Here is a 26,533-nt window from a genome sequence, read left to right as displayed (position 1 = left end):
TGAATTAATAAACACGAAAGACAGAATTGCTCCTTGAGTTAGTCGTCATCATCACCTGTATATTTCAGATCGATCCATACTGGACGGTGATCGCTTAAATATTCCGAGGTTAAACGATAATCGTGGGCAAACCATTCAAACCTCTTGTCGTTATCAAAATCAATTATCCCAACATCTTCACCAAATTTTGGATTGGCTTTGAATTCGTCATAGGCTCCTTTTGAAATTATGACCTGATCATAAATATTGCGAGATTGTGATGCCGTCGTACTATATTTATCAGATGGAGCGAGTCGGTGATATAATGGGTTGAAGGATTGATTATCCCGCTTTATCGCTTCCAAAAGAGGAAAGCGATAAAACTGCTGATGGTTATTGATCATGAGTGCTTTCCATGCTTTATCGCCATCAGCTCCAAGATGTCGATTAAGATCTCCAACCAGAATGACATCTTTCTCTGTTGGATTAGACGCTACCTTTTTCAACCAATCTGAAATTTGAGCATTTTCAACAATTCTACCTTCGGAACTATTTCCATGAGGTTTTGTGTAGAGATGGCAATTCACGACAATGAAATCGAAATTTCCAGCCTTGAATTTCGCCATTTGGGGAACTCGCTGAAATGTTCGTTTTCCATCATTATCATGGTCAGGGTCATGTGGAAGTGAATCTATACTTGATTTGATTTCAACCGGCTTTCGCCATAAAAATGCAGTTACTTCATCTCCTTCATCACGCTCAGAGATTCGATAGTAATAATATTTTGTTCCATAGAATTCAGCGGCTTTATTCAGAAGTTCCCTAATACGTTGTACCTGATCTTTACCATAAGAATTAGGCTGAACTTCCTGTAAGCATATTAAATCAGCATTTGTCTTTAATAGAATATTTGTAATCGTGATGAGGGAACGGTTGTGTTCATCATTCGCACCCAAATTAGCAATATTGAATGTAGCAATTCGAATTTCATTATCTGATGGATTTGAAGTTTCATTATCAAATGAAGGAGATGCATTGGTGTCTCTTACCCTTCTATTGAGATTTGAATGTTCGAAGGGGAACAAATTAAATTCTCGATTCTCTGTTTCTTCGACAGAGTTAGCTGCCTCGAAACGGTTTTCAACGTCCAAATTATCTCTTCTTGACATTGACAATAAAGACCGAGGGGTAGATCCAGAATTTGGAGCGGAGTCATTACTGTCCGTAGCAAAAATTCGTGACACTAATGTTTCATCCAGCACAAACGGATTGGCATTCCCTTGGAACGCTTTGATCATTTCGCTTCGTTTCTTTTCCTTCTCATCCGCCGGATCGTTCATATGCCACTGCATCAGGGTTGGAATCTGCGGCCTAAACCAAGCTAAATTGATATTCCGTTCTTCATACATTGTGTAAAAATAAAATAATGCCCGAGCAACATTTCCTTTGTGGTCTTCTCTCGGTTCGAAGAGCCCAGAAACCGATTCGCTGTAATCGTCGATATTCGAAGAAGGAATGCCTGTAGTATCATCTTTGTCGTTCCACCATTTTTCAGTTTCACTATCGACTATTTCGCCAAAGGGATAATTACCACGTTCTCCATTTACTGAATTCCATGTAGGAAAGAGATGATGCAAATCAGTTTTCATCTGATTCTTATTTGTACCGTTACGAAACTTTGATTGAGCCCATGTGTGCTCTGTATTCACGATTTGATGGTTAGGTATCCCAGTCGTTGGATAAATACTGCCAGTGTAAACCAGTCGTACTTTTCCATCCTCATTATCAATCTTGGAAAACATCTCTTCGCGTGCTTCTCTGTATGAGAAGGTTCTAGTTGGCTTGTAGTCGGTTCTTAAAATCCTTCTAAGCTCACTTCCGTATTTTCCGGGAGCAATCTCGTCAGCACAAACAGGGAGAGCGATTAGCAAAAGCAACGAAATAACAGTGGCTAAACGTAACATTCGGACCTCCAGAGGAAAAAAGGGAATGTACACACATGTGCAATGCACATATACTAGATTACTGTGTTTTTTCGTCCAGTAAACAGTCCTGTAAGTTCATTGATGAATTTAATGAACATTTAATACATTTCTTAGCTGTTGAATTTCCCATCCACTACTGGGACCACTGAATTCGTTCTGTAGAATTGCGGGGCTTAACCTTTGGCGAACTAGCCAACAAGCATTTCAGATCTACGAGACTGAGTATTGGAAAATAAAGGCTTTGGTTTCAACAATACGCTGTTGAAATACCAGAAAGTCTAAATGCTGTTTCTGAGATATTTTGTAGGGAAAGCGAATCGAATGAGTGGAATGAAATTTATATGAGGACTATGGAATTGTCGCCCATTTACAAATGATTTGTCAGCCCAACAGGGAGAACAGAAATGTCAGAAGTCACTCCAACAGAGTATCAGGATATTCTGAATCAGATACACTCGAATGTGTTTTGGGAGCGTCTGAAAGATCATTTAGATCCAGTCGATAGAAGTGATTTGATTGAAAATGATGCGTCTGATCTAAACGATTTGGTTCGACGCCTTCTAGTGGAAGATGAATCTCCATCTATTGAAAGAGAAGTCATTCAAAAGTTTCTGGAAGATGAAGAAATACGTGATGATCTTTTGAAAGCAACTCGTAGTTTTATGAAATCGCCACGCTAAAACGGAATCAATTATTTTTTCATTTCAAAAGTTGCTTTGCTGCATTTTCAAATGACACATTTTGCGATATTTTTCAAGATTGTCTACGAACACGAACATATAACGGAGAAGAACGAGCAACACACTCTCCGTCCTTGATAATAAAAGCTTCAATCCAATGGGTTCCTGCATATTCAGTTTCCTCCCATCGAATATTGCCAGAGTCGTTTGGCATTGGATCAAACCCACCGCGTAAGCAATCTGCTGAGCGAGCTTCCTCTCCTGTGTTAACTACCTGCCAACGAACCTCATAAGGAGGTTGGACGTTAGTTTCAGCTACAAATTTAATCGCAATTTTCTTAGGCACTGTATGATCAGTCAATTTCCATAAATATTTTCCGCCTATGCGACGATAGACATCCCCTTTTATTTCTACCTTTGCATTTACAAGCAAATTCTCATGAAAATCAGGAGGTAAGCAGTGATCAATAATGTCATCTAATTTAGGAACTATAATACTTCGGATTGCTGGTCTTGGTGACCGTATATTTGATTGAATACCAAGACTTGAAGCTACCCGTGAAACTACACTGCGACCCAGTGTTGGTGATAGAGCTGCTGCCGTTTTCGTTAGTGACTCAGTCTGAGATGCACTGATGAAGTCATCGCGAACTTTGTTCAACCAATTTAAAAATGCCTCTCGGCGTTTAGGATATTCATTCCATTTGTGAGCGAAGTTCTCGCCCTCTTCTACCGGGTTCTCAACCCACCACTCATCATTTTCACGTTTCTCAATGTACTCATGCATTCGTGTCGCGACACTTATGAGGGCTTCATATAGATCGGGCTGATTTGCATATGCTTTTGCCGCCAGTGTCGTGATAATGATCGAAATTGGTCGGTTTTCCAGATCATACTCAAAGTAAATGTCACGGTGTCGCTTTAAAATCTGGACGACTCGTTGTAGCGGGGTTTTTACTTCATATTCTGGAACTTCTTCGATGCTCATCTGATACCGCTTGGCGTATGCTGCACGTTTCTCCCTGAGCACAACTTTCATTTGTTCCTTGAACCACTCAGCGTAATCGATAGGATTACTAAACTGCCATAGGTGTAATTCAGTATCAGTTAATAGAATACCGTTAGGTAGCTGATCGATATTGGGGATCACCGGTAGTACATCCATGTGAAATGGTTCAGGATAATCGAGCACCCAACATCGACGCGACTCATTCAGGATTTCCTCGATATCCTCTCGTGCCTTGAGTCGCTTTCCGACGCGATCCTTTAATTCCTTTTGGGTCGTATTTTCCTTCTTAATCTTCAAGTGACAGACGAGATCAATATCGTACTCTTCGGCGTCGTTAATCGGCCTTATCATCGTTCCTAGCCGAAAGGAGCCTTGTGGATAAATGTCCGGTTCATACTGTGCCAACTCTGAATCCTCTTGAGCTAACCACTCACCAACATCCGTATACTTGAGTACCGCGTCTTCATACAAGTGTCCCGGAATATCAAGATCGTCTGCAACCGCCCGCAAGAATTTGCTTAGATCTTCCTTCATCACCATCTCTATAAATACCTTTATAAATGATCGTTACGATTTGATTGGTATGAATTCTTCTGCAATATGATCGGCGAAGACTTCCTCGAACTTAGGTATATGAATTCGACTATAGTGAGCGGCCTTAGCAATCAACGCATCAACCTTACCGACACTATCCAATGAAAAATCGCTGGCCGCGACTTTGGGATCCCAACGAATGACATTATTCTGACCAAGCAGGAACTTGGTTTGGTTGTTAACGCCAATACTTTGACCTCGCATGATGATGTCAACAGCATCGTTGCCAGTCACCCAAGGCAGCTTACCTCCCCAGTCCAATCGCTTCTTGCGACTGGCTAAAGCATCCGTCGTGCCAATACTGAATACTTTGATCGCATTCAGTGGAACACCAAGAGTTCCGTACGCTTCGACGACGCCCACCATAGATGGATTGTTTGCCCACACTCCGCCGTCAATCAGCCGTAAACGGTCAACATGCCTGCAACTTGGGAAGAATGTTGGGGCTGCACTGGTGGCTAATGCAATTTTCCACAGAGGAACTTTTTTGTCGCGTCGAAGTCGTTTGTCATGGGGAGTACGAAAAAGATAAACATCGTCATCACCTACGCTGAATGACGGAATCACAATACGCTTTGTACAATCACCGAGAAGTTTGTCGTTGAAGCATGACTCTAAAGCGTTCCTAAGCGGTGTCTGAGAATACTTGCGACGAATCCAATGCTGCCACCAACGGAGTCCCCACATCTTGTTGAAGATTGCAGGGCCTTTCGAGATATAGAATTCGACGATTTCACGCGGTCGCATTCCGATACCAAGACCGAGAGCAATAATTCCGCCTGTGGATGTTCCTGTTATCAAATCGAAGCGATCGACTACATTGATTTCCAAATCTTCTTCAATAGCAGCAAGAACTGCTGCTGAGAAGAGTCCTTTGATCCCACCTCCGTCAAGAGAAAGTATCTGAAACCGTTGTTCATCCATGAGAAGGTGGATCTCCTTTAGCCCTTGTGTATGCCGTACAATTATCTTTCAGCGGACAATTTGGATTCTCTTCGAGATCGAACCATTTAAATGAAATGCATTCACCGCCACCAAAATCAATGGCCTCACTTGGAGATACTTTTCGTTGATATACTCGTCCACCAAATATTCCACATATTTGATCGATTGGATTATCGATGAGAGTACGATTTAACTCTTGGAAGACCACACCGAGAAATTGATTTATTAATTCAAAATACTTTTCAATTTCATGGAATGTATCCTCAATCACTAAACTCCTGTTTGGAGTACCTAAACCATCGTGTAAATAGCAGATAAGGCCAGTCTCTTTGTCTCGATGAGCGTAACCAACATTTGAATGTGTAATTTCATCGCGTAGTCTCAACAATTCTGGATACCAGTCTTCTGTTCTTGCAAGGGCTTTAATTATCGTTTCAGGAACTCGATTATCAATTTTTGATTCATAAGCATTCTGAAAAGTTGCTCGTGTACTTTTTTTAATCCCTTTATGATTGGGATATATGGAATGCAATACAAATCGGGAACAATCGAGGGTTGAATATTGTTCGCAAAATATAGATTCAATAATAGCAGCCAACTCTTTTGCATTATGTGCGGGGCTAAAGCCATGTTCCTGTAAGTGTTTTTCATCGATTTCAAGACTTGGTTCGAGTCGTTTAGCAATCTGAAATAGATGGGATGCCTTGTTGAAATGCCCAAGTATTCCTCGCAAGCGTTTTTGACTCAGTCTATTGAATGAGTATGTTGTATTCCAAAATTTTGTAAATCGTTCCACCTCTCCCCAATGCTGCGGTGAGAAATATAACAAGTTGGCTGTTGGTCTCTGCTTTTGTTCTTCACTCATTAGATAACAGTTCCCACTCAAACACATTACGAAGAGTGAAATCAAACATTTTGATGGCGATGATAATTCCCAGCCCCATAGAGACTGAACCAACTAATGCCCAACCAAATGTGATTAAGTAAGCCATCCAGATGCCGCTCATGTTTTGCCCCTTTTGAAGTTCGCGACCACGAAATGTAACAAAGACTAGCCGATAACACTTCGGCTTAAACTAAAACACTCAGCTCGTAATCACATTGCCACCTGTTTAACAGCAAATAATTGAGCTTCAATTTGTATGAATACAATTGTGCCAAGGGATTGTTATGTATACCATGGCTGGTTGCATCAAATTACACCAAAAAGATGTAAATGTACACATTTAAATCCATGGATTTTTACAACATAGATACCAATTGTGGGCTAAACATGGATGCGGACCTAAGAGACGATTCAGAAATCGCTGAATCAAATGATCTCCCCAATTTTCAACCTGTCAGATTCAGTTCAGAACTGGGATTATCGACAGTAGATGCATCGATTCTGGATGACGCCAGTTATGCTGTCAGACAGGAGTTCAAAAAAGAAGGAGAGTTGCGTAGACTCCATTGCAAAGAGATCAGCGTCCTGTCCGAGCAGGGGCGAGGAACTGTTTACGCTATTCACTTGGATGTTTCGCTTGAGTCCGACTGGACGTGGGAGGGGGCCTTTGCATTTCGACCCCAATCACTCGTTGACAATGAAGATTCTCCTGATTCCTATCATCAGAATATCGCTCACGAAAACGATGCTATCTGGGCTGGCGAAATAGTAGAAGTCGATGAGCAGAATAACTGCCTATTCATTACACTGGAAGATTCAGAGCATCCTCCACACGCAGGAGCTTTCTTTGTTCGGCCTTTCGAATTCATGTCAGTTCTCGATGCAGTCTATAACGAACCGGGATTTGAAGAAGTCAGGAAAGAACTACCTTCGAGATTAGAGGCAACTAAAGGTAATATTCATCCCCAGATTGCAGAATCAGGTTCAGAAGGGCTTTCACATTTAAAAAACTGGTGGAAGCACTCTTGGAGTATTTTGTGGGGGCCACCGGGAACGGGTAAGACTTTCATCACTGGATTGCAAATTGCATCAATATTAGATGATCAAACAGAACGTATTCTTGTTGTTTCAACCACCAATCGAGCAACTGACGCTGTCGCCCTCTCGATTGGGAATGCAATAAAAGAACGAGAATCATCATATTTGGAAAATGGTGAGATACTTCGAATTGGCAAAGGGGCCTCGGCTCATACTTTCAAAGAATCCAATCTGGAAGAGATGCTTGAAGGCACTGAGTCAGAATTGCTTTCAAAAGTTGAAAAGCTAACACAGGAACTGAAATCTACTGAATCATCAGATGATAAAGCATTTGCCAGAAAGCAAATATCAGAACTGAGGTCGAAAACAAACGATCAGAGCAAGCTCATATTTTGCGATCCAGATGTGAGAGTTGTCATTTCAACAGCTTTCAAAGCGATGAGTTTTCTGAACGATTCCACTATCAGGAAAATGATTGAAAATGATGCAGCACCATTCACAACAATCTTCATTGATGAAGCAGGCTTGATATCACGAGCAGCGGTCGCTGCATTGTCATTGCTCGCTGCTAAACGTGTTGTACTGGTTGGTGATTCAAAACAATTAGCCCCGATCAGTCGTATTTCCAGAATTCTGACAACCCGGCAACAGACATGGTTGGCCAGCAGTGGTCTAAGTCATCTGGACGAAATAGAAGAAACACCACCAGCAGTCCATGTACTGTCAGAACAGAGAAGGATGCACCCAGACGTTTGTAAAATCGTTTCGAATTACCAATATGATGGGTTTCTGAAAACAGCTAAGGAAACTAATGACAGGAGATCAACTCTACCAAACTTTATTTCAGATTACTCCAGAGCAATCTGGTACGTTCTTGATAAAGAAGATTCGGATCTTGTGTCGATTCGTGCAAAGAGGGGGCCGGGAAACAACAGTTGGATGAGATCCATTACACCTGATATCCTACTAAAACTGTTTTCAGACGCTTCTGTCAGGCAATCGAAAGGATTGTTTATTTCTCCATTCAAGGCACAGGCTCAATCCATTTCGAAGCTGTTATCACAATTGAATCTTCCTAACTGGGAAGCGTCAACAGTTCACAGTCAGCAGGGGACAGAGGCTGACATCGTCATTTTCGATACCGTAAATGCCAGTAGTTACAGTTGGCCATACGAAGAATGGAAACGGCTGGTGAATGTGGCGTTGAGCCGAGCACGAGAAGCTGCCATTGTTCTGGCCAGTAGGAGTGAGATGGAAGAGCCCTATCTGAAATCTCTTTCTGCGGCATTGACTCCAAGCATACTGGTCCAGCAGGGTGGCACAGTTTGCTGGCAAAAAGTCGATCTCAAAGCGGTTAATACTCAACTTACCAATCATGTTTCATCAGCACAAATAGAGCAGGGGGCGGATAGTACGCTTGGGGGGCAGATCTCCAGACGCCAGTCAATGAAACCAATTCTTTCCGAAGAGCAACAGAGACTCGCAAACTTAAAACTGGATGGGAAACCTCGTCTTGTACGTGGAGTGGCCGGAAGTGGAAAATCAATTGTCCTTTGTAACTGGCTGGCCAAAACTGTTAAACGGATGAGCGACACGAAGGATTTCCATGTATGGGCAGTCTACGCAAATCGATCTTTGCATAAACTATTGCGAGAATCAGTCGAGTCAGCGTGGAGATCTCTATCAGCAGGCGAGCTATTTGATCGAAGTGACTTTCCATGGGAATCGGTTTCTCTTTTGCATGTGAGAGATGTTCTCAAGGAAATTCTCCCTATTGCTTCATTGACCATGAATCGATTCGAGTTCGATTATGACCGAGCAGCGGAAGAATTTCTGAATTGCTATGACAAATCAGAGATGCTCCCATGCTGTTCTGCCTTATTCATCGATGAGGCACAGGATATGGGGCCATCTACGTTGAAGCTGTTGCTTTCTCTGGTCGAACAAACTGATTCAGAAGACCCCAACAGTCGTTCCGCACACATCTTCTACGACAATGCCCAGAACATTTACGGTCGCAAAACACCTAAATGGACAGAATTCGGTTTGGATATGCGTGGTCGTTCTACAATAATGCGTGAGAGTTTCCGTTCGACCACGCCAATTACAGAACTCGCTGTCAACATTCTTGATCGACTCACTCCGAAGGATAAAAGACAAGATCAGCAGGAGTTGATCGATATGGGTTTGATGGAACGAACTCAGAATGGATCAAAAGAATGGTTGAAAATCAAATACAACCAGATAGGCGGGCCCAATCCAATTTTTCATTCATTTGATGATCGACAGACTGAACTGGACGCTATTTTCAGGCATTTAAAGCATTTGATTACAGTCGAGCAGATCTCACCATGTGATATCTGCCTGATCTACAATTCTAAATATGTCGTCCAAATTCTTGAATCCAAGTTAGGACCACTGTTGTCTGAGATTGAAGTGGAATTATCAGTTCAGACGAATCGGGCATTTGAAAGGCGACCGAATACGCTGGTAGTGACAACTTCGCATTCTTACAAAGGGTATGAGTCAGAAGTCGTATTGATTCCATGTGTGGATCAATATGTGACTGGAGATGGAGAAATTCTTGCCAACAACTTATATGTGGCGATGACTCGTGCCAGATCACTGTTGGCGATTTATGGAGTGCAATCAAACCATGATCCATCAAAGATCTTAATGAATACGATTGAGGAATGTGTTAAGGTTCAATCAGGCTAAGCCTAATTCTTGATAAGAGAGGTTTATTTTATAATTCATCCCGTAATATTTCCCCAATGGATTCGCCTAGATCCTGAATCGGGTATTGTTACCAGATAGCAGTATAAATTCGAAGATTGATTTACATGAATCCCAAGCACTCTTTCTACAAAATCTAATGCATTCTTTAAACGATTGTGAGCTGTTTCGATATGATTATATTTACCTGTTGTGCTACTCGTGAAAATGCCAGCAAAGATTTTTAGAGATTCAGAAGGTTCTGAAAGAAGCTTGAGAAGAACTTCAACAGCTCCTTTCTCACTGAAAAGCTTAGGGCCTTTCCATTCAAGACATACTGGTGGTGCACCATTCAGCACAAAATCAAAATTACCAGACGTTCCTTGACCAATAGAATGCTGGATAGTTTCTTGTGCATCATTGAGGTTTATTTTATCTTTGAGATATTTTAGCGATGTAGGATGTTCAGGTTGTAATATGATGTCATCCCATAATCCACATCCATGCCTAGTAAACCACTGACCGACTTCCCACGAAAACATGTGATGAAGGACTCGCTCGTTAATTATTTCATCTCGTTGCCCATTAGTTACAAGGCCTTCACAGCGATCAGAAATATTACTAATTATGTTTTCGATATCAGTAAGTGATGGAGATTTATTTTCGGAGGTCACATCCATGATTACCTGATCAGAGTTTACTAATCGTTGTTCTTTGGGGATTTGTGACATGAGACTGCGGAGTCGACTTAGGCTAATTGGTTTCTGTCCGTTTCGTTGAACAGCTCCAGCATTCTCCCATGCAAGTTGGCCGGGCCATTGAATACTTCGGCTGTTCTCCCGTCTGCATTCAAAGAAAGTACAATTGGATGCTCGGGGGCTCGATCTCCTCTAAGAGCAATTCTGCTTGATTGTGTCGCCTTAATCTGAACTTCTCTTCCGCATTTGGAAATTGCATCATGTAAGGGCTCACTTGCTTCATAAAGTTCAAGATCATATTGTTCTTCTGCTAAAACTTCGCCAATGCTCCCAACCATATGACCATCTGGAGTAAAGTGTCGACCCGGAAAGAGTGATTCAAGATGGTCGACAAGAGCATATATGTCCTGAATGTCCTTGGCGACATTTGAAGATCGTGATGTATTGAAATCTCCCGTCTGTTCACTGGCCATTTTTTACCCTTGTAGATACTAAAGCTTTATAAGATTGTCTTAGAAGGTCCTAAATAAAACCCTCCTTTTAGTTTAGAACTATTGAAAGAATCCTAAACTCATATTTTAGATAGACATTCTTCTGATCCTACTTTTCCTGTCGACGTTTCACCACATCAAGAAACTCCCGGAAATTCATCAGCCATCCCTGCTATCTTTTTGAGTAAGTTTCAATCAAAGGAACAGGAACAACCAGTTGAAGCTTCTGTGATTTCATTTCTTCGGTTTAATTATCACTGATATCTGTGGCCCGGAACAAGGCTAGTTTCTATTGGCCAAAAAGATCCTTTTGCTTTTGTTTCGGAGGAGGCGGCGAGTGCTTCAGCACCTTACTGACGACATACTTTCCAGTTCGACGATAAGCAGAAGTTGTGTCGTCATACTTCTCACCAATTTCCAGATCTACATCTAAGCGGTCTCCAGCTCCAAACTGTTCAGCTCGTTTACGTACCCGTTCAATAAATGATTCATCAGCCATCAACGCGGAGATAACTACACCTTCGTAAATGAATTTCCACTTAGCTTTACCTGCCAAAACTGGCGAGTGAACAATGAGCGTGGATTGCTCTCCGCGTATCCTTTCCTCTGGTAATTCACCTTGGTCGGTGAGTTCAGGATACTTAAAAAATGAAAATTCCTGTCTTGAAATATTTACGATTTCTTCATGCGTAGTGTTGTCGACGAGCTGTACGCTGTCGATCGTCTTGTCCTTCTCGACTTCAATAAATGCTTGATGAAAGGCCGTAGATACTTGCCGATTATGAGCTATCTTTATGACAACATTGTCTCCTGAATTATTTATGTTGACGACTTGCTCATCACTCTCATCCGGCAACTTCTCTGGAGGTATCCCCTTCAGGGACTTCTTTAGATCAATCGCCTGTTGAACCGTTTTGAGAATCTGGGAAATGACTGAGTTAACTGCTAATAGTCCCGCACCGCCATAAAGAATTATATCAAACGGAATCTCAAGACTACCTTCTTCGAATGGCCGAACCCGAATAGAGATTTCCCTCCCATCGCCTACTCTCTCATTTGTTTCCTCAATGATCACGACGAGTGCATGTAGCATCGATATGACTGCTGCTGCGTCTGCCGTGGATTCAGGCGTCCGAAGCCGGAGTGAAAGGGACTCAGCTTCGTGTAAGTTATTTTCTGTGCTCATTATGGCAATCAGAGACCTGTTACAGTTCGTTGGGTATTTACAGAGACGGCCACATGGCTGCGATTGCAGCAGTCTCGCCATTCATCAATGCAAGGAGGGTAGGATCGGGTGATTCATCTGTATGCAGTTTACCGTTGCGGACATCAAGCACTCCCATTGTGAACGTCTTTTTTGGTGTTTGCAGGACGGCATCCATCAATGATAAGATTGCTTTAACCTCTTGCTTCCTGAAAGGGTCTGCCTTGAAGTACATTTTGATAACGTGCCGTGCTCCGTTGAACTCCAGACCCAACTCAGGGTTTATGGAAACACTGACCCCGTTCGCGGACCAATCCTGCTGTGGTGGTTTAAACCACTTGATTTGTTTCTTGCCGAGAAACTTCTTATATCCTTGGGCCAGTAGTGGGTAGTTTTCTTGCTTACTCTTATTCGTGATGGACTTCGCAAAAGCCTCTACGTCAGAATAGGGCTTCGAATTCTTGTGATGTTTCACGATAGCTTCTCGGATCTGTTTGTAGTAATCCGAGGCTATAGAGTATTCTTCGAGTGACTGCTTTTTGGTTTGTCGGAGCGACGTGATTTTCGGCGTCCCACTTTTTAAGGTAAAGTCGATAAATCGTGTCAGCGAAAGTTCTAACATGTCCACTTTTCTTTCTCAGAGTTTGCCCTTAAAGGCACTTTGGACGAAAGAACTGAACAAGGTTTTGCTGCATGGATTTATGCTGTTTTGTGCCCTGTTTAATGATTTCGGCATTCTTGTTCAGTGATTACACTTCATTGCCTAAACAGGTAGACAAGATTACAATTCTATACAAAAATCAGAACAGGGGCAAGCACCTGTGAGAGGGATTCATCTAGGTACTAAATCGATATGACCGAATCTTCTAAACCAAGGCAAAAATGGTCTGAAAAAGAGGTCCAGCTCATCATCAATGATTATTTTGCGATGCTCTTTGCAGAGATACAGAATTGGTCATATGACAAAACCGAACATAGAAATCTGCTGATTCCTCAATTATCAGATCGTTCGAAAGGCTCAGTGGAATTCAAACATCAGAACATCAGTGCTGTGCTGGTCGAGCAAGGATTGCCATACATCGATGGATACAAACCACGGGGTAACTATCAGAAGCTTCTGGCAGAGGGCGTTGAAGAGTATCTAAACAATAACCCACACTTGATGAAACTTTTCGATACTTCACCTGTCCTGAATCCAACACAGTCAAAGAAAATAGATTCTTCTAATATCAATAAAATCATAGAAGCCCCACCTGAGAAAATCATTTCCCCCAAACCATCAGTTAAGCCGTGGCTTTCTCGGAAGGGTAAGAGAATCAATTTTGCAGAACGTGATGCAGTGAATCGCAAACTTGGAAACCTTGGGGAACAGTTTGTTTTCGAATTGGAACAGCACCGACTGAAACTGGCTGGAAGAGATGATCTGGCTCAGAAAGTTGTATGGGCATCTAAAGAATATGGTGATGGACTAGGCTTCGATATTCTTTCATTTGATGAAGCGACAGACTCTGAAAGAATGCTGGAAGTGAAATCTACTGGTCTTGGTAAATACTTTCCATTCTTCTTAACTCAGAATGAACTTATGTGTTCAGAAGACATTCCAGATCAATTCCATCTTTATCGGGTGTTTGATTTTGGTAGATCCCCACGAATCTTCATCCTGAATGGATCACTCAGCAGTCTTTGCAATCTTGATCCTGTTTTGTATCGAGCCACCTTGTAACGAAATGATATGCGATACATTTAAATATGACTAAATCATTTACAATGATGTTTTCTAAATGAATCAGATCTGAGAGCAATTCTCTGCAGGAAGATGTATGGCTGGTTTAAGCGTATTAATCTATGAAATTGCAAATACCCTTTCCCGTGTAAGTGCTAACGATCTTCCTCGTATTGCAGAATCATTCGGATTGTCACAAGGTAATACTGATGAATCTTTTAAAAGCAAAGCTAAATATATAGAACGGCGAATTGCTGGATGGACTGAAGATCAATTAGTCGATTTAGCTAAAAGGGTCCAACAAACATATCCTGATGATTCACTACAGAAACAAATTGAAGACTTTGATCCTTCTCAGCCCTTTCAACTGTCACCAATAGTACGCCAAAAACTCTTTGAATCTATCAATAATCTTCCTCCAATAGAGGGCAAACTGACTTTAAATGAATTTACAAACAAGCTCTGGGGAGATCTATCAAGAAGGCACAGCAATTATTATTTCGAAGATCTATTTGACTCAACTGAAAATGATGCAGGCAAAGAGAGCACTACGTTTTTAGATGAAGTTGAACGTTACCAATTATATGACATGTCGAACCAGAAATTAGCAGAGCTTTTAGAATGGGCTGTTCACCCTTTGGTCAGAACTGAATCGGACCAAAAACATTTTGTCGATGCCTTTAACACAGATTTAAAGTTAGATGGCTACGTCCTCGCTTCGTCTGAGTTGATTTCAGGGTTTCCAACATATCGATTGTCTAAAATCAGAACTGGATTTGAAGGAAAAGCAAAAAATCTAATATTTGCCTCAACAGGTCCGAAACCGGAAATTGTTTTGTCAGATGCTATTAATAATGATCTGAAACTAATCAAGAATGAAGAATTTTGTCTAGTTTATGACAAGCCATTTACAAAAGAAGGGCTGCTTTGGACTCAACTGGTTAATTGGTATGCAGAATTGATTGAAGTTGAGGTGACAAAAGCCGTTGAAAAGTCCCTTTATAGGCGACTTAATGAGTCATTAGATTCACCTATTGAGATACTCTTCTTCCGATCATATTTCGAGATATTTCATGGCAAACTAGGTGATCAATTACCTGCATTAATACCACAGGTCTATTTGCATTATGACCCTTATACATTTTCCCAAATTCATGAAAGACGTTTGCCACGCCAGAGAATGGATTTTCTTATTTTACTTTCATCTTATGAAAGAGTTGTAATTGAGCTTGATGGAAAACAGCATTATTCAGATGGTGACATTGCATCTCCAGCTAAATATGCAGACATGGTAAAAGCAGATCGAGATCTAAGACTTCTGGGTTATGAGGTTTATCGCTTCGGAGGTGCTGAATTATCTGAGGAAAACGGCAAAGATGTAATCGAGGAATTTTTTACTGCTCTATTCAAAAAGCATAATGTCAAGCTATTAGTCTCGGACGCAAGAGAAGATGAGAAACATCCTGATTTAAAATAAACTCGTGATATGTCAGGAAAATTCTCTCCCCCCCCATCCTGTATCGAGCTACCTTATAAGAAAGAACGGTATGCGTTACTTCACAGCCATGGTAACTATGCTCATCTTTGGGGTTGTCTTTGCGGCACCACCAAAGGTTGTTGGCACTCTCACAGGGAAAGTGATTGGAGTCACTGATGGGGACACGATCAAGGTGCTGGTAAACAATCAAACGGTCAAGGTGCGGTTAGAAGGAATTGACGCACCTGAATCGAGCCAGAGCTTTGGAACAAAATCCAAGCAAGCATTGTCAAAGATGGTCTTCGGAAAAACCGTGACGGTCAAAAAGACCGGCGAGGATCGCTATGGTCGCACTCTCGGCATAATCATGGTGGGAAAGGTAGACGCCAATGCCAAGATGATCGAGGACGGTTGGGCTTGGCATTACAAAAAATATAATGATGAGGAACGACTGGCTAAATTAGAGATATCAGCTCGCAAGGCGAAACGTGGTCTCTGGGCTGATGCCAATCCACTGCCTCCGTGGGAGTATCGGGCAAGGAAAAGAAGACCAAGCAACACACCAGCTACAATGTTCTGGTTGAACACATCTTCCAATGTAAGGCATAACGAAAACTGCGAATATTTCAAAAACACCAAACGTGGTCGGTTATGCGGACCGAATGATGGGAAGGCATGTGGGAGATGTGGTGGGTGAGAATTACTGAGAAGTAGCATATTGCCAAGACTGTGTTCAATATCCAGAATTGATTTTGAGCTTCTTTGTTCGGTCCATCTCATTTTTCACAAGAACGATATTCTATGAAGTTTTTCAACACTTTCATTTTTCTTCTGTTGTGTAGTGGGTGTGGAAACACGAATGAACCTGCTGCCAGCACGCAACCTGCTATCGCCCCGCAACCTGATATCGATTCTGAAAAGAAGGCTATCGAATCGATCAAGGCACTTGGGGGAATAATCACACGTGACGACACGGACAATGGCGTTCAGGTCGAATTTTATTTACGCAACAATATTAGTGATGCAGGACTTGAGCATCTCAAAGGGCTGACTAGTCTGACGACTTTAAACCTTTGGAAGGCTAAAATCAGTGACGCAGGGCTGGTGCATCTGAAAGGTCTGAATCATCTGACGACATTGAACCTTTACGGTACTGAAGTCAGCGATGCAGGACTTGTGAATCTTAAGGATCTGACCAACCTGAACACATTAGACCTTGGGGATACCAAAGTCAGCGACGCAGGACTTATACATCTGAAAGATCTGACCAGCCTGAACACCTTGAATCTTGCGGACACCAGCGTTAGTGATACAGGTCTAAAGCATCTCAAGGAGTTGACAAGTCTTACCTCATTGGACCTTTACGGCACCAATGTTAATGACGCAGGACTTAAACATCTCAAAGAGCTGAGTAATTTGATGACATTGAACCTTGCAAACACAGACATCACTGATACAGGAATTGTGAATCTTGCAGAGCTAACCAACCTGTCGACTTTGAACCTCTACGGTACTAAAGTCAGTAACACGGGACTTGAGCATCTCAAAAGTCTAACCAGTCTGACCGAATTGAACCTTGGGTTAACCAAAGTCACTGATGCAGGGCTTGAACATCTGAAAGGACTGACCAACCTGACCGAAATATGGCTGTACGATGTAAAAGTCAGTGATGCAGGACTCATGCATATCAAAGGGTTAACAAATCTGACCACATTATTCCTTACTAAAACTAACATTACTAATGCAGGATTAATGTATCTGACAGGGTTAACTAAGCTCACCGCATTAGATCTCAGCGAGACCAACATCACTGATGCAGGACTTGTACATCTGAAAGGGTTGAGCAAGCTGACCACATTACATCTTGCAGACAACAGCATCGCTGATGCGGGGCTTGTGAATCTTAAAGAGCTGATAAATTTGGAAACATTGAACCTTGCAGACACAGATATCACTGATGCAGGACTTCTACAGTTCAGAGGGCTGAAAAATTTAATTAATTTATGGTTGTCCGGAACTAAAGTCACGGAAGAGGGAGTGATGAAATTGGAGGCAGCAATACCCGATTGCAGGATTACACATTAGAAATGTATTTAAAACGTGGGATAAGTGGATTTCGTCACATGGATGACTATCCACTGCCTGTTTGCGATCTAGTTGAGTTTCGGTCATATTCCGCCGTGGTAATATCAAAGTCCAGAATTGAGCAAAAGCTTCTTTGTTCGGTCCATCTCATTTTTCACAAGAACGATATTCCATGAAGATTATCAACACGTTCATTTTGCTTCTGTTCTGTAGCGGGTGTGGAAACACGAACGAACCTGCTACCAGTACGGAAACTGTCACCAACACGGACTCTTCTATCAAATCAGAATCTGCCCCCAAGCCAGAGTCTGATATCGATTCTGAAAATAAGGTAATCGAAGCGATCATGGCACTTGGAGCGGAATTCGACCTGAATGACACGGGCAATGTCATTCAGGTCGAATTTTCTTTCAGCAACATCAGTGACTCAGGACTTGTAAATCTTAAAGATCTAACCAGTCTGACCACTTTGAGTCTTAGAAACACCAACATCAGTGATGCAGGACTTGTGCATCTTAAAGAGCTGAAGAATCTGACGACATTGAACCTTAACTTCACCAACATCAGTGACGAAGGTCTTGTGCATCTCAAAAGCCTGACCAACCTGACCAAATTAAACCTTGTACACACCCACATCAGTGACGCAGGACTTATACATCTGAAAGGCCTGACTAATCTGACCACATTAAACCTTTTTGGCACTAAAGTCAGTGACGCAGGACTAATTTATCTTAGGGGGCTGACCAACCTAAACACATTAGACATTGGGGACACTAAAGTCGCTGACGAAGGACTTGTAAATCTTAAAAATATGACCAGCCTGACCACATTGAAACTTGAGGGCACCAAAGTCAGTGATAAAGGACTAATGCATCTCGAAGAGTTGACCAGTCTGACGACATTGGATCTTGGCGGGACCGACATCAGTGATGCAGGACTTGAGCATCTCAAAAGTCTAACCGGTCTGACCGAATTGCACCTTGGGTTGACCAGAGTCACTGATGCGGGGCTTGTGCATCTGAAAGGGCTGAACAACCTTACCGAAATAGAGCTTTACGATATAAAAGTCAGTGATGCAGGACTAATGCATCTAAAAGGGTTGACCAATCTCACCGCATTAGATCTTAGGGAGACGAACATCACTGATGCAGGACTTGTGCATCTGAAAGGGTTGACCAATCTGACCTTATTGTATCTTGCAGACACCAACATCGCTGATGCAGGGCTCGTGCATCTGAAAGAGCTTACTAATCTTGAAACATTGACCCTTGCAGACACAAACATTAGTGATGCAGGGCTTGTGCATCTCAAAAGTCTAACCGGTCTGACCGAATTGTACCTTGGGTTGACCAGAGTCACTGATGCAGGGCTTGTGCATTTGAAAGAGCTGACCAATTTGACCATATTGCATCTTGCAGCCACCAACATCGCTGATGCAGGACTTGTGCATCTTAAAGAGCTGACTAATCTTGAAACATTAAACCTTGTAAACACAGACATTAGTGATGCAGGGCTTGTGCATTTCAAAGGGCTGACTCATTTAATTAACTTATGGTTGTCCGGAACTAAAGTCACTAAAGAGGGTGTGATGAAATTGAAGGCAGCAATACCCAATTGCAGGATTTCGCATTAGAAATGTATTTACCTGAATACAACATCAAACAATGAAAAATTGCTAAACAAGTCAGATGATACCACTCCCCAAAAGCTTAATTGTCTTGTCTGCATAGATTTAAAAGTCTCACATCACAGACTTAATCAGCTCTTCTTTTGCCTTGCGTGACATCGCCTTAATTTCCAGCTCTCGTTTTAAAGCTAAACTTCGGTTGGCTTGAATTTCATGGTACACCATGCTGACTGGGAGACGACTGCGGGTATAGCGAGAAGCAGTACCTGCATTGTGCTGCTCACACCTTCGGTTCAAATCAGTCGTAATGCCAGTATAAAATGATCCATCAACACATCTGAGAATGTAAACAAACCATGTTGTAGCATATTCTACCACTTCGCCTTCTCTATGAGCTAATTCAGCTACTTCTATTTTCCTCGATTCCACCATCCTCCGAAACGCATCTTCTGGTCTGCCATATCCATCAGACTTTGTCTCAGCAATTGATGACAGCAAAAAGTCATTCAGCTTAAAGCCCACTTCGTGTGGTGGCACCTGATCTTCTATCAGCAAGATCTGAGCACATTCCACCAGTTGATTCATCGAGCTTGTCACAGAACGATTCAAGGATTTCGCAAATTGAACCGTTTCAGTTTCAGGAGCAATAAATTTCCTGAACGCCCATTGATGAGAATCATCGGCGGTGAAATCCCGAATGCCGTTCAAGGCACTTTCGACAAATATCTTCTGATTTGTGATCCCCTTGGCATCCATCACGCACGAATAAAGTGACTTAGTATTACTCAGTAAAATGTACTGACGACGATTGGCTGGGAAAATGTGGCAGGACCAGTCAGCAAATGGATTCTGATGTAAAGGCAGGACATCTAGTGTGCCAGTTTTGATTTTCTGATTGAGCTTTTGGGAGAGACGAAAGATCATTGTGGTTCGCCAATATCAAGATCATTTTTGAAGAACTGGAATTGTTGGTGTGATCGGCTTTCAAGGCAAGGGCATGTTAAATAATAGAAGCCGACGAAATTCGTCGGCTTCTTTGTTTTCTGAAACGTTTTCAGTGTTTAGACCGGCTTAACGTTCTCCGCCATCGGCCCCTTCTGCCCACGTCCTTCGGTGAACGAAACTCGTTGTCCTTCATAGAGATCATCGTAGCTTACCCCTTCGACGTTCGACGAGTGGAAGAATAAGTCCTTGCCGCTCCCCGTGTCGATAAAGCCATAACCTTTGTCCGTCAGTCTCTTAATTGTACCTTCTGCCATCTTCAATCCGATTCATAAAAAAGTCTTTGTGGATCGTCTGACCCAACGGGTTCAGTCTGCTCAACCACAGGAATTTAGTCTATACAGAAATATGGACAAAACCAAGGAAACGACCACCATAAACAGGTACTGATGGCTGTCGTCGGTTAAACCATTCTGATAATCAAAAGATAGCAAAGCTCATCTATTTACTTGCCAAGTTATATTTAATCTTCACTTTTGGCAATTCGACTACTGTTGATCTCTTTTGGATATCGAGCCGTAAGTCTGTAACTACTTCATGTTCACCGGGTGACACACTTTTGATTGGAATAAGGCATGCCCCGACAAGTTTATTAGATAGCACTGAGTTATAGTCAAACAATTCAATGATAATGTTTGCTCCATCTTGGAAAGGGTCTGTTTTAGATAAAGAGTCCCAAGTGGCTTCTTTCGTATCCACAATATATCCTGTGGTCACGCTTTCGCCAGCATAAGTAATTCTTACGAATGGATCTGTTTCGCCACTATCAACACCGGGAACGTATGTGTCAGTCAGGGGAATATTATTTATTTCGAGAGAAGTAATCGTCAGATTGTTTTTAGAATATGGTTTACTCTTGCGTTCCATAATTGTTTGATATTCAGCGGATAAAGACCAAGTTTGTAAAGCAGCACATCTTTCTGGAATAAAAGGATGGGAATGACGGAACTGTCTAAGATAGTAAAAAACTTTTACAAATGGTTGGTCTCGTATTCTCATCTGCTTTTCAAGAACGAGATCTGTATCAAATTCGGGATGTAAAGGATCAAGTAACTTGTTCGAAGGTTTGGTTTGATGAGTTAGTCGCAGCAATGCTTGTTTGGCAACTTTTAAATTACCACCAATACAGAGAAGACCAGCTCTGTCTGCTGAGTATTCCGACTCACGATACCAATGCAACAAAGTGTGAACAGAGAGGGAGGCTATAAAATCATCAGCAAAGGATACTTTTGCTGCTTCATCTCCAATTATTGATTGCACGAACATACGGCCAACAAAATGAGTACGAATATGTTGTGCTTTCAAATGTCCTAGCTCATGTCCGATAATGAACCTAAGCTCTTCAGGTGATTCTTCATAAAGGTCAAGAAGTCCTGAGGTTAAAACTAGATGGTGGGGAGCACTTAATCCTGCTACATATGCATTTGGTTCATTATCTCCTTTGATATATATTTCGGGGGCATCAATTCCGAGAATCTCAGCACATTCATTAACCATATCAGTTATTGGTTTTGCACGTGGTTGATTTGAGGTGTATATGGCTTCTGTAGCAATGCTGGCCCATTGTGGTGCATCAATGAAGTCTTGCCCTAAGCCAACTAATGACTTGACCAGTGGCCAGTCAGTAAAGTTAGACCCTTCACAGAGAAATTTTAGATGATGATAATAAAATTCATCTTCTGGCGTTTGAATGTCATATGCGGTGACATAAGCAGGGTATGTAACAATAGGAACGGGTTTGGATATCTCTTGTGAAGCATGCGTAGGTTCTGAAGATATAGCATCACCACTTGTTTTTTGATCAACTGATACCTCAGCTTTAGTGGTTGATACTTTATTGTCTTCATCTTCAGGTGCAGCATTACCACAACCGAAGAGAAAATTACCAAGGATGACTGCAAGAATCGAGCTGATACGCATGAAGATAGCCCCTGTTTATTCGTGATAAAGCTTAACCAGCAAGAGGTATTTATTCACCGCAATTGACGCAGTGAGTAGGAGCGATATATATTTACCTGTTGTCAAAATGCCACATGTGTACATTCTGGGATTGATTCGATCTAAATTCAAGCTAAATGTTTAAACTCTCTCACTGTGCCTCCATCATATGCCTGCACCTTGCAGCCCCCTTTGCATTCTGTGATGAGTCCAATCTCACCTCCCAGCTCCGCAAACACCCCGAAGTCCATTCAGTCACATCTAAACCAACAAAACCCAAACCCAAACCCAAACAGATCATCATTCATCTGTTAAATTGGCATTTCGTTTCCAAGGAAGATTTTGCCGCTGATCTTTCAGATTCATCAGATGATGAATTATCGGAAGCTGAAATCGAAAAGCGATATCTCGAATTTCTGAAAGATGTCGAAGCCATTCAGAAAGAGCAAAAACAGATACTGCGATACTTGATTATGCAACACAAGGTTCAGTCTGTGTATATGGAAGGGGTAACAGAAAAAAACCTGAGTGCCTTTAACAGCTTTATCAAAACACTTCGGGAATTCGAGATACCAGAAGGTGATGATGCCTTTGATCTGTTTCTGAAAGAGCAGTACAGGCGAGATTTGATGCAGATGGGAGCAGCCGCTCAGTTGTTGATTTCAAATGAACTGAACTCTGTGTTGCCTCTTGAGAAGGCTGAGGCTTTTAAAGCTTCAAATCCTATTAGTAAAGATGGCAAGATTCGATTTGATGAAAAGGCAGAAGAGAAACGAGAAGATGAGATGCTCAAGATCTTAATGAAAGGGCAAGGAATCAAGGTGATTGTGTTGGGAGGTGGGCATGATTTGACGGATAATTTGAAGCGGAGGAAGATGGATGAGGTTCTATATGTTCGGGTGAGGACAAAGCAGTATAACAATTATTGAAGAATACTTTGCTAGGAATCGGTTCAATCATCCCTGCTAATTTGTGTAATAGATCAGAGAATATCACTGAGGAGTTTTTTTGATCTTAGATAATCGAACTGTTCATAATCATCTAAAACAAGATCACAATACTCGCATTTAAGACCAGAAACATATGCACCTACGATATGACTGCCATATATCGGCCCTTCATATTCCCATTCGAGTGTACATTCGGCAGAAGAAACATTTCCACATGCTGGGCATTCGGTACTTTCGTGGAAGTAAGTTCCTTCTTCTTCATCTTTCAAATTAATCTCAGTAATTTGTTTGGCTTTATCTAGGAAATCTTGATTCTCTTTTCTTTTCGCCCAGATCTGGCGATGTTTATCTAAAAGTTTTTCCATTCCACTTTCAAATGAGTTAGAGTCACTGATTTCTTTTGCAAGCTTAGATAGCTTTATTTCTTCATCAGTAAAGAACTCTTTTTCATCCAAATTATGCTCATCGATGTACCCTCGAATAATGGGCTGAAAGTGTTCTTGAAGTAAGGTCCTTAGAGAACTTGTGTCAAGGGTATTAAGAGTTCGATGTGCAATTATTCCACGATAGGAGAACAGCTTTGTGAAGACGCCAATGCGTTCGTATGTAATTTGCGAGAAATTGCTTGCTCTGAACATTGCCTCTTTAAAATTAATGGTTTTGTATTCTGTTTTTTTCTTCTTTTCTTGATGTTCGATATTTTTTAGGGCGGGGGGTATGAGCCTATCCCGGTATAAAACAGCAATACAATTCTCAAATTTACCGTCTTCAAGAACCGATCGCTTATCTATATCCCAGAGAATACCTTTGAACAATCGCTCTACACAAAAGGCGAAATATAATCCTGCGTCTATAACACTATCCTTAGGCATGTTTTGAGCAACATGGGAAACACAGCGATTAGCGAAATATGCTGCATCCTCATAGAATTCGTTCATAGATCCTCTTTTTATATAATTCCTTATAAACCCAAAAAAAGAAGCAAGGATCGCTGATTTCTGCCAGAGCCGACATTTAACATGTGTGTGGATTTATTTTGAATTATTAAGCTTGTTCACTTATAACTGACCAAAAGCCGTTGCCATTATTTTGGATGAGCCCTTGCTCCTCTAAGCCTGTAAGGAGTGACACGCATTTCGAAGTTGTGATATTACTTCTTGCTGCGATTTCACTCGGTCTATAAGTCCCCTTGCAGCAAATATCAAGAATACACTCACATACAGGCGATAGGCTGGCAGGTATTGTTTTATGCGGAGTAAAACAACTAGATGTCCAGCTTGCAAGTGGCACACTTTCACTCCCAGTCACGAGTAAGCCCATACCAACAAGACGATTGATCGCTACATCGACATCATGGCGTGCCATTCCTGTTCGGAACACAATTTCATCAGCAGTGTATTCTCCGTTCTTAAAAGTTTTCCAAATAATTCCCACTGAGCCCGCTGGAATTAGGTCAATCTTACTGGCAGTCAAAATGTTTGGTAAATATCCCAGAACTACTGATGCTTCAGCGGCTAATATGGCTTTCAAAATGTCTGGACTAGATTCTGGTAAACACCCCGTTCCAATGCCAATTACTCCTGCGATAAGTGCGACTGCAGATGTCCGAGATAATGTGAGTGAATTTCTCTTGGAGAAAAATTCCCCAGTATTCTCTTGCTGTGATGTAAATTTTGAGATGAGCTCTTTAGCAGTATTTGCATCAAGCTTACTCTCGCTCATCCTTTCTGCTGTTTTCAATAATTTAGAGACAAATGCGGTAGTAAGTACAATTTGTCCATCCGGGAGTAAGCGAGCGTTTATCCTACTTGTCGACTCATTCAGTTCGGTCTCTATTGTTTCTTCTGCTGCTTCTATAATCCATTCATATTCTCGACTCATCGAAATTATATCTCCAATTCGTCTATAATTTCTCGATATCCACAAAACACTGATTCACCACATTTTGGCCTTCCTGCACATTCGCAGCAGTCATTATGCTGCTTCACACTTTGAATTAGTATTTTTTTTACTAGTGTGGATGAATCAAGATCAGAAAACAAACACTCTGACTGTGGCTTGAAAATCATATGGTGTCCTACCAAAGCAGGCATTTTTAATATCATTAGGGCCAAAGCTAACTGAGACATGCCTTTTCCATCATAATCGATCACATTGCGAACGTTTAGTTTATAATTTCTTATCAATTCAAGATTGTAGGGAGGGGCTGTAGCGAGAGGCTCTTGGCACTTGGCTTTAAAAAATTCGATTGATTGCAGGAACGCCTCTATTCTGATTTGAATACTCCATGTAATCGCATCTTCATACTTTTCAGGAACTTCTCTTATTGGAGGATCTGTTCCAAAAATATCGATATACTTCTTATATGTAAGTTCGTTTTTTTCTGAAGATAGCAACCTCTCAGTCATCAAATGATAAGTATGGTGAGGGGGTTGCCAGCCAATATCTGCCATAAAAGATGAAATGGACTGATATAATTCTTTTCTATTGAAGTCGAAGATATCTTTTCTTCCCTCAAACGCTTTGCATAGTCTAAGGAAACGGGTTTGAGGCAATACTTCTTCAAGTGAGAACTCAGGTGCAGGTATGCTAGGCCATGAACCATCAGTTCTAACTGGAGGAGATAGAGCGATATCAGCAAAAGCACAAAAAGCAGTAAGCTGCTGGGAGAATGGTGCTGCTCCAACAATTTGACGAAACAATTCTATTGCTGATGTATAAATTGAACCATCAGATAGAAAGTCTTCCAAATTCTCTCGATGTTCTTCTTCAATTTCAGCCTCAGTCAAAATATGACCGTATTCGGGAATAATCTCGTTTGAGATAGGATCAATTTTTGTCCCAATATGTGGTTTAAGAAGCATCAGATACTCCTCCGCACGGCCTATTCCCTCAACTAGTGCAGTAGCTGATGCATCTTCAAATGCATCTAAATTATATACTGCTTCTAAATCAGTAATTCCCCATCCATATGCATCCAATATATGTTTAAGACCTTGATTCCCAATTAAGTATTTCACCTTCGAGGAATGATCTATTTTTTTTCCTTCTACTAAATCAGTAAAGTAGAGTGAGTCGGCACTGTATTCGTAAAACCAAAATAATAATTCATTTGGTACTTCTGATTGATTCACAAATGGACGTAAGTTCTTAAATTTTGCTTTCGATAGGTGATGTGATATTTCTGCGTTACTAAGTATTCTTCTTACAAATAGAGAAGATCCCATCAGTGTAAAATAATGAGCTTTTTCATGAACCAATGCTCTTTGATATTTTCTGAATTCTGGTGAATTATGGTCTACACCATGCTCAGATGAATATGGTTTTGAAGGATCGATTTCTAACTCATTGAGTAAAATCAATGTGAATAAAGTGTCGGGATCGAATACACCTTCGTACATAAAAGCTCCAAATCAAAGACTGCTCAATATTTTTAGAAATTCAATTTGAGCAAGTGCATTGATACTTAATTTTCAAAAGCAATAAGATCATACATTGTAAAGGGAT

Annotated in this window: 23 protein-coding genes; 8 read left to right on the top strand and 15 right to left on the bottom strand. The window is 41.4% G+C overall.

The window, feature by feature from the left end:
• Positions 1-38 precede the first annotated feature (38 nt).
• On the bottom strand, positions 39-1,943 hold the full coding sequence (locus FYZ48_RS11020; protein WP_149340281.1) for an endonuclease: 1,905 nt from the start codon (positions 1,941-1,943) through the stop codon (positions 39-41).
• A 425-nt stretch (positions 1,944-2,368) separates the two neighbouring features.
• Here FYZ48_RS11020 and FYZ48_RS11015 point away from each other — a divergent pair, with 425 nt between their 5' ends.
• A complete protein-coding gene (locus FYZ48_RS11015) occupies positions 2,369-2,644 on the top strand; it encodes a hypothetical protein (RefSeq protein ID WP_149340279.1) in 276 nt (91 codons plus the stop codon).
• Positions 2,645-2,717: 73 nt separating this feature from the next.
• On the opposite strand, the gene FYZ48_RS11010 is transcribed toward FYZ48_RS11015, so the two are convergent.
• The 4 genes from FYZ48_RS11010 to FYZ48_RS29250 are packed head-to-tail and all read right to left on the bottom strand — an operon-like array spanning position 2,718 to position 6,199.
• Positions 2,718-4,187: a nucleotidyltransferase gene (locus FYZ48_RS11010; protein WP_149340277.1), complete on the bottom strand. Its 1,470-nt coding sequence runs from the start codon at positions 4,185-4,187 to the stop codon at positions 2,718-2,720.
• 33 nt (positions 4,188-4,220) lie between these two features.
• Positions 4,221-5,171 carry a CBASS cGAMP-activated phospholipase gene (locus FYZ48_RS11005; protein WP_149340275.1) on the bottom strand — a complete coding sequence of 317 codons (951 nt, stop codon included), beginning with the start codon at positions 5,169-5,171 and terminating at the stop codon, positions 4,221-4,223.
• Positions 5,164-6,057, bottom strand: a complete 894-nt coding sequence (locus FYZ48_RS11000) for a hypothetical protein (protein WP_149340273.1) — start codon at positions 6,055-6,057, stop codon at positions 5,164-5,166. The genes FYZ48_RS11005 and FYZ48_RS11000 overlap by 8 nt, the downstream gene beginning before the upstream one ends.
• Positions 6,050-6,199 carry a hypothetical protein gene (locus FYZ48_RS29250; RefSeq protein WP_187781972.1) on the bottom strand — a complete coding sequence of 50 codons (150 nt, stop codon included), beginning with the start codon at positions 6,197-6,199 and terminating at the stop codon, positions 6,050-6,052. The genes FYZ48_RS11000 and FYZ48_RS29250 overlap by 8 nt, the downstream gene beginning before the upstream one ends.
• 209 nt (positions 6,200-6,408) lie before the next feature.
• Here FYZ48_RS29250 and FYZ48_RS10995 point away from each other — a divergent pair, with 209 nt between their 5' ends.
• Complete coding sequence (locus tag FYZ48_RS10995) at positions 6,409-9,834, top strand: AAA domain-containing protein (RefSeq protein ID WP_198422210.1); 3,426 nt, start codon at positions 6,409-6,411, stop codon at positions 9,832-9,834.
• 35 nt (positions 9,835-9,869) lie between these two features.
• On the opposite strand, the gene FYZ48_RS29245 is transcribed toward FYZ48_RS10995, so the two are convergent.
• The 4 genes from FYZ48_RS29245 to FYZ48_RS10980 form a co-directional block, all read right to left on the bottom strand.
• Positions 9,870-10,562 (bottom strand): hypothetical protein, encoded by a 693-nt coding sequence (locus FYZ48_RS29245; RefSeq protein ID WP_187781994.1) that lies wholly within the window; start codon positions 10,560-10,562, stop codon positions 9,870-9,872.
• 17 nt (positions 10,563-10,579) lie between these two features.
• Entirely contained in the window at positions 10,580-11,002 is a 423-nt protein-coding gene (locus FYZ48_RS10990) for a DUF6998 domain-containing protein (protein ID WP_198422209.1), read from the bottom strand.
• A gap of 307 nt (positions 11,003-11,309) precedes the next feature.
• Positions 11,310-12,113 (bottom strand): hypothetical protein, encoded by an 804-nt coding sequence (locus FYZ48_RS10985; RefSeq protein ID WP_187781971.1) that lies wholly within the window; start codon positions 12,111-12,113, stop codon positions 11,310-11,312.
• Between the two features lie 130 nt (positions 12,114-12,243).
• The gene (locus FYZ48_RS10980; protein ID WP_149340269.1) at positions 12,244-12,846 is read right to left on the bottom strand and encodes a hypothetical protein; all 603 of its coding nucleotides are present in this window, start codon (positions 12,844-12,846) and stop codon (positions 12,244-12,246) included.
• Between the two features lie 231 nt (positions 12,847-13,077).
• Between FYZ48_RS10980 and FYZ48_RS10975 the strand changes: the two genes are divergently transcribed.
• The 5 genes from FYZ48_RS10975 to FYZ48_RS10955 all read left to right on the top strand — a co-directional run bounded on the left by FYZ48_RS10975 (position 13,078) and on the right by FYZ48_RS10955 (position 19,142).
• Positions 13,078-13,947, top strand: a complete 870-nt coding sequence (locus tag FYZ48_RS10975) for a DUF3883 domain-containing protein (protein ID WP_149340267.1) — start codon at positions 13,078-13,080, stop codon at positions 13,945-13,947.
• A 97-nt stretch (positions 13,948-14,044) separates the two neighbouring features.
• Positions 14,045-15,424 carry an AbiJ-related protein gene (locus FYZ48_RS10970; RefSeq protein WP_149340265.1) on the top strand — a complete coding sequence of 460 codons (1,380 nt, stop codon included), beginning with the start codon at positions 14,045-14,047 and terminating at the stop codon, positions 15,422-15,424.
• 70 nt (positions 15,425-15,494) lie between these two features.
• Entirely contained in the window at positions 15,495-16,121 is a 627-nt protein-coding gene (locus tag FYZ48_RS10965) for a thermonuclease family protein (RefSeq protein WP_198422208.1), read from the top strand.
• Between the two features lie 104 nt (positions 16,122-16,225).
• Complete coding sequence (locus FYZ48_RS10960; RefSeq protein ID WP_149340263.1) at positions 16,226-17,509, top strand: hypothetical protein; 1,284 nt, start codon at positions 16,226-16,228, stop codon at positions 17,507-17,509.
• A 172-nt stretch (positions 17,510-17,681) separates the two neighbouring features.
• Positions 17,682-19,142, top strand: a complete 1,461-nt coding sequence (locus FYZ48_RS10955) for a leucine-rich repeat domain-containing protein (protein ID WP_149340261.1) — start codon at positions 17,682-17,684, stop codon at positions 19,140-19,142.
• Positions 19,143-19,250: 108 nt separating this feature from the next.
• On the opposite strand, the gene FYZ48_RS29605 is transcribed toward FYZ48_RS10955, so the two are convergent.
• The 3 genes from FYZ48_RS29605 to FYZ48_RS10940 form a co-directional block, all read right to left on the bottom strand.
• Positions 19,251-20,060: a GIY-YIG nuclease family protein gene (locus tag FYZ48_RS29605; RefSeq protein ID WP_242022577.1), complete on the bottom strand. Its 810-nt coding sequence runs from the start codon at positions 20,058-20,060 to the stop codon at positions 19,251-19,253.
• 137 nt (positions 20,061-20,197) lie between these two features.
• On the bottom strand, positions 20,198-20,395 hold the full coding sequence (locus FYZ48_RS10945; protein WP_149340259.1) for a cold-shock protein: 198 nt from the start codon (positions 20,393-20,395) through the stop codon (positions 20,198-20,200).
• Between the two features lie 184 nt (positions 20,396-20,579).
• Complete coding sequence (locus FYZ48_RS10940; protein ID WP_149340257.1) at positions 20,580-22,058, bottom strand: M48 family metalloprotease; 1,479 nt, start codon at positions 22,056-22,058, stop codon at positions 20,580-20,582.
• A 155-nt stretch (positions 22,059-22,213) separates the two neighbouring features.
• On the opposite strand from FYZ48_RS10940, the gene FYZ48_RS10935 reads away from it, so the two are divergent.
• Positions 22,214-23,005, top strand: a complete 792-nt coding sequence (locus FYZ48_RS10935; RefSeq protein ID WP_149340255.1) for a hypothetical protein — start codon at positions 22,214-22,216, stop codon at positions 23,003-23,005.
• 53 nt (positions 23,006-23,058) lie between these two features.
• Here FYZ48_RS10935 and FYZ48_RS10930 read toward each other — a convergent pair whose 3' ends face one another.
• From FYZ48_RS10930 to FYZ48_RS10920, 3 genes are all read right to left on the bottom strand, one after another.
• Positions 23,059-23,964, bottom strand: a complete 906-nt coding sequence (locus FYZ48_RS10930; RefSeq protein ID WP_149340253.1) for a hypothetical protein — start codon at positions 23,962-23,964, stop codon at positions 23,059-23,061.
• Positions 23,965-24,070: 106 nt separating this feature from the next.
• Positions 24,071-24,907 (bottom strand): hypothetical protein, encoded by an 837-nt coding sequence (locus FYZ48_RS10925; protein WP_149340250.1) that lies wholly within the window; start codon positions 24,905-24,907, stop codon positions 24,071-24,073.
• Positions 24,908-24,912: 5 nt separating this feature from the next.
• A complete protein-coding gene (locus tag FYZ48_RS10920) occupies positions 24,913-26,427 on the bottom strand; it encodes a hypothetical protein (RefSeq protein ID WP_149340248.1) in 1,515 nt (504 codons plus the stop codon).
• Positions 26,428-26,533 lie beyond the last annotated feature (106 nt).

This window comes from Gimesia chilikensis (assembly GCF_008329715.1).
Classification (GTDB): Bacteria; Planctomycetota; Planctomycetia; order Planctomycetales; family Planctomycetaceae; genus Gimesia; species Gimesia chilikensis.
Note: the sequence above shows the minus strand (reverse complement) of the source record. Positions and strands in the feature narration are given on the sequence as shown.

What these genes read in the sequence shown, in the direction of transcription:
- FYZ48_RS10970 (WP_149340265.1), top strand. Translation starts at nt 14,045, where the DNA reads ATGGCTGGTTTAAGCGTATTAATCTATGAAATTGCAAATACCCTTTCC.
- FYZ48_RS11015 (WP_149340279.1), top strand. Translation starts at nt 2,369, where the DNA reads ATGTCAGAAGTCACTCCAACAGAGTATCAGGATATTCTGAATCAGATA.
- FYZ48_RS11000 (WP_149340273.1), bottom strand. Translation starts at nt 6,057, where the DNA reads ATGAGTGAAGAACAAAAGCAGAGACCAACAGCCAACTTGTTATATTTC.
- FYZ48_RS29245 (WP_187781994.1), bottom strand. Translation starts at nt 10,562, where the DNA reads ATGTCACAAATCCCCAAAGAACAACGATTAGTAAACTCTGATCAGGTA.
- FYZ48_RS10940 (WP_149340257.1), bottom strand. Translation starts at nt 22,058, where the DNA reads ATGCGTATCAGCTCGATTCTTGCAGTCATCCTTGGTAATTTTCTCTTC.
- FYZ48_RS10980 (WP_149340269.1), bottom strand. Translation starts at nt 12,846, where the DNA reads ATGTTAGAACTTTCGCTGACACGATTTATCGACTTTACCTTAAAAAGT.
- FYZ48_RS11010 (WP_149340277.1), bottom strand. Translation starts at nt 4,187, where the DNA reads ATGAAGGAAGATCTAAGCAAATTCTTGCGGGCGGTTGCAGACGATCTT.
- FYZ48_RS10985 (WP_187781971.1), bottom strand. Translation starts at nt 12,113, where the DNA reads ATGCTACATGCACTCGTCGTGATCATTGAGGAAACAAATGAGAGAGTA.
- FYZ48_RS10925 (WP_149340250.1), bottom strand. Translation starts at nt 24,907, where the DNA reads ATGAGTCGAGAATATGAATGGATTATAGAAGCAGCAGAAGAAACAATA.
- FYZ48_RS11020 (WP_149340281.1), bottom strand. Translation starts at nt 1,943, where the DNA reads ATGTTACGTTTAGCCACTGTTATTTCGTTGCTTTTGCTAATCGCTCTC.
- FYZ48_RS10960 (WP_149340263.1), top strand. Translation starts at nt 16,226, where the DNA reads ATGAAGTTTTTCAACACTTTCATTTTTCTTCTGTTGTGTAGTGGGTGT.
- FYZ48_RS11005 (WP_149340275.1), bottom strand. Translation starts at nt 5,171, where the DNA reads ATGGATGAACAACGGTTTCAGATACTTTCTCTTGACGGAGGTGGGATC.
- FYZ48_RS29250 (WP_187781972.1), bottom strand. Translation starts at nt 6,199, where the DNA reads ATGAGCGGCATCTGGATGGCTTACTTAATCACATTTGGTTGGGCATTA.
- FYZ48_RS29605 (WP_242022577.1), bottom strand. Translation starts at nt 20,060, where the DNA reads ATGATCTTTCGTCTCTCCCAAAAGCTCAATCAGAAAATCAAAACTGGC.
- FYZ48_RS10920 (WP_149340248.1), bottom strand. Translation starts at nt 26,427, where the DNA reads ATGTACGAAGGTGTATTCGATCCCGACACTTTATTCACATTGATTTTA.
- FYZ48_RS10955 (WP_149340261.1), top strand. Translation starts at nt 17,682, where the DNA reads ATGAAGATTATCAACACGTTCATTTTGCTTCTGTTCTGTAGCGGGTGT.
- FYZ48_RS10945 (WP_149340259.1), bottom strand. Translation starts at nt 20,395, where the DNA reads ATGGCAGAAGGTACAATTAAGAGACTGACGGACAAAGGTTATGGCTTT.
- FYZ48_RS10935 (WP_149340255.1), top strand. Translation starts at nt 22,214, where the DNA reads ATGTTTAAACTCTCTCACTGTGCCTCCATCATATGCCTGCACCTTGCA.
- FYZ48_RS10990 (WP_198422209.1), bottom strand. Translation starts at nt 11,002, where the DNA reads ATGGCCAGTGAACAGACGGGAGATTTCAATACATCACGATCTTCAAAT.
- FYZ48_RS10975 (WP_149340267.1), top strand. Translation starts at nt 13,078, where the DNA reads ATGACCGAATCTTCTAAACCAAGGCAAAAATGGTCTGAAAAAGAGGTC.
- FYZ48_RS10995 (WP_198422210.1), top strand. Translation starts at nt 6,409, where the DNA reads ATGTACACATTTAAATCCATGGATTTTTACAACATAGATACCAATTGT.
- FYZ48_RS10965 (WP_198422208.1), top strand. Translation starts at nt 15,495, where the DNA reads ATGCGTTACTTCACAGCCATGGTAACTATGCTCATCTTTGGGGTTGTC.
- FYZ48_RS10930 (WP_149340253.1), bottom strand. Translation starts at nt 23,964, where the DNA reads ATGAACGAATTCTATGAGGATGCAGCATATTTCGCTAATCGCTGTGTT.